2 protein-coding genes and 2 pseudogenes are annotated in these 2,043 nt (G+C 71.0%); 1 reads left to right on the top strand and 3 read right to left on the bottom strand.

The window, feature by feature from the left end:
• From AC1D15_RS29075 to AC1D15_RS29065, 3 genes and pseudogenes are all read right to left on the bottom strand, one after another.
• Positions 1-349 (bottom strand): annotated as a pseudogene (locus tag AC1D15_RS29075) (hypothetical protein); the annotation flags it as partial.
• Complete coding sequence (locus tag AC1D15_RS29070) at positions 346-819, bottom strand: hypothetical protein (RefSeq protein ID WP_477828753.1); 474 nt, start codon at positions 817-819, stop codon at positions 346-348. The gene AC1D15_RS29070 and the pseudogene AC1D15_RS29075, both read right to left, overlap by 4 nt.
• A 57-nt stretch (positions 820-876) precedes the next feature.
• On the bottom strand, positions 877-1,749 hold the full coding sequence (locus tag AC1D15_RS29065) for a LysR family transcriptional regulator (protein WP_477828752.1): 873 nt from the start codon (positions 1,747-1,749) through the stop codon (positions 877-879).
• A 107-nt stretch (positions 1,750-1,856) separates the two neighbouring features.
• Here AC1D15_RS29065 and AC1D15_RS29060 point away from each other — a divergent pair.
• Positions 1,857-2,043, top strand: a pseudogene (locus tag AC1D15_RS29060) (class A beta-lactamase); the annotation flags it as partial.

Below are 2,043 nucleotides of genomic sequence, written 5' to 3'. Positions count from 1 at the left end.
GGCCCGTGGCCAGCGTCCAGCCGGGGCTGAACTGCCAGCGGTGCTGCACTTCGACCCCGGCGACGAACAAGCCGCCGCGCTGCCCGGTGGCCGCCCCATACACGGCCGGCCCGAACGCCCAGCCGGCGCCGGCGTTGAACAGCAGCGAGCCGCCCACCAGGCCCATGCGCTCGCCCTGCGGCAGCCGCACGCGCTCGTAGCCGAGCAGCGTGAAGGTCTGGATCGGTGCATCGGCGTCGCCGCGCCCGCCTTCATCGCTCGCCTCGGGTTCTGCCTGGGCCACGCCGGCTGCGAGCAGCGTGCCGGCCAGCACCGCGGCGCGTCGAAGCCGCCGGAGTCGTCGCGTCAAGCGAGCTCGCGCGCGAGCCAGGCCTCGGCCGTCTCGGCCGTCAGCCGGAACCCGGCCTCGACGCGCTTGCGGGCCACTTCCCGGCCCTCGGCATTGCGGGCCGCCAGCATCGCGTAGGGATCGTCGTCGTCCGGCACGATGTCGAGCGTCACGACGATTTCATGGGCGCCGTTCCCGATCCAGATCTTCTTGTGCAGCCGCGCCTGCAGTTGCTGCTCATGGCGGCGCCGCACCTCGTGGGCGGTCTTGACCAGGGTGTGGAAGGCCGGTGCATCCAGCGGCTTCGGGTTCTTCTTGTCGCGGCCCATGGTCCAGGGCCCGACCAGCGCCGGTTCGGCCTCGCCGCGCAGCGTCATCGAGACGGCCCAGCCGTCGTCGTCCTCGTTCTTGATCACCTGGGCAATCCAGGTCTCGTCTTCCCAGTGGCGCGCTTCCTGGATCAGCACGGTGTCGTCAGTGGTGTCGGTCATGAGCGTGGCGTGGATGAGTGAATGGATGAACCGGGCGCGTACTGTATAGGTGTACAGCTATTTCGTCGAGTGTTCTGCCGCCTGGTGGATCACCCAGCCTTGAAACACCCGCATCGCCTGCGTCGGCGTGCGCGACTTCAGCCGCGTGATCCAGTAGCGCCCGAGCGACACGCCCAGCGCGAACGGCTGCACCAGCCGCTCGGTGCGCAACTCCTCGCCGAACATCGCCGGCGGCAGCAGCGCGACGCCGATCCCCTGCGCCGCGGCAGCCGCCATCGCGATCGACGAATCGAACACCGGCCCGCGCAGCAGCGGCGGCTCGATGCCCGCGGCGGTACACCAGCGCGCCCACTCGTCGGCACGGTACGAGCGCAGCAGCGTCTCGTCCGCCAGCGCGGCCGGCGTGCGCAGCCGCCGCGCGATGGCCGGCGTGCACACCGGCGACAGCGGCGCCTCCAGCAGCGGCTCGGCTTCGGTGCCGTGCCAGGCGCCATCGCCGAAGCGGATCGCGCAGTCCAGCCCCTCGGCCGCGAGGTCGACCCGGTTGTTGTTCGTCAGCACGCGCAGGTCGATCGACGGGTGGTCGCGGCGGAAGGCCGCGAGCCGCGGCAGCAGCCAGCCGACCGCGAAGGTGCCGACCACCGCCACCGTCAGCACCTCGCGGCGCAGGCCGCCCTCGAACTGCTCCAGCACCAGCCGCATGCGCTCGAAGCTCTCGCTGAGCATCGGCAGCAGCGCGGCCCCCTCGTCCGTCAGCGCCAGCCCGCGCGGCAGGCGGCGGAACAGCGCCACGCCCAGCCGCTGCTCCAGGTTCTTCACCTGCGCGCTGACGGCGTTCTGCGTCACGCACAGCTCCAGCGCGGCGCGCGTGAAGCTCAGGTGGCGCGCCGACGCTTCGAAGGCGCGCATGGCATTCAGCGGAAGTTGCATGCCCCGGATTATCTGGGGGCTCGCCCCCGAAAGCAGTGTTTGAGCGAAGCCGGGGCGATGGCTATCGTGCACGCTCTCCGAACCGACAAGCCACGAGGATTTCCAGAATGCAAAGAAGACAGTTCAACAGCATGCTCGCGGGGTCGCTGGCCACCGCGATGCCGATCGCCTGCGCCGTGGTGCCCGCACACGCCACCCAGAAAAACTTGGAGCAGGCACCCGACCCCCGCTGGGCGGCGATCGAGGCCGAGTCCGGCGGCCGGCTCGGCATCGCGGTGCTCGACACCGCCACCG

The organism is Rhizobacter sp. P2_H2, from assembly GCF_056403375.1.
The sequence above is the reverse complement of the archived record's forward strand: the minus strand, read 5'-3'. Positions and strand labels throughout refer to the sequence as shown.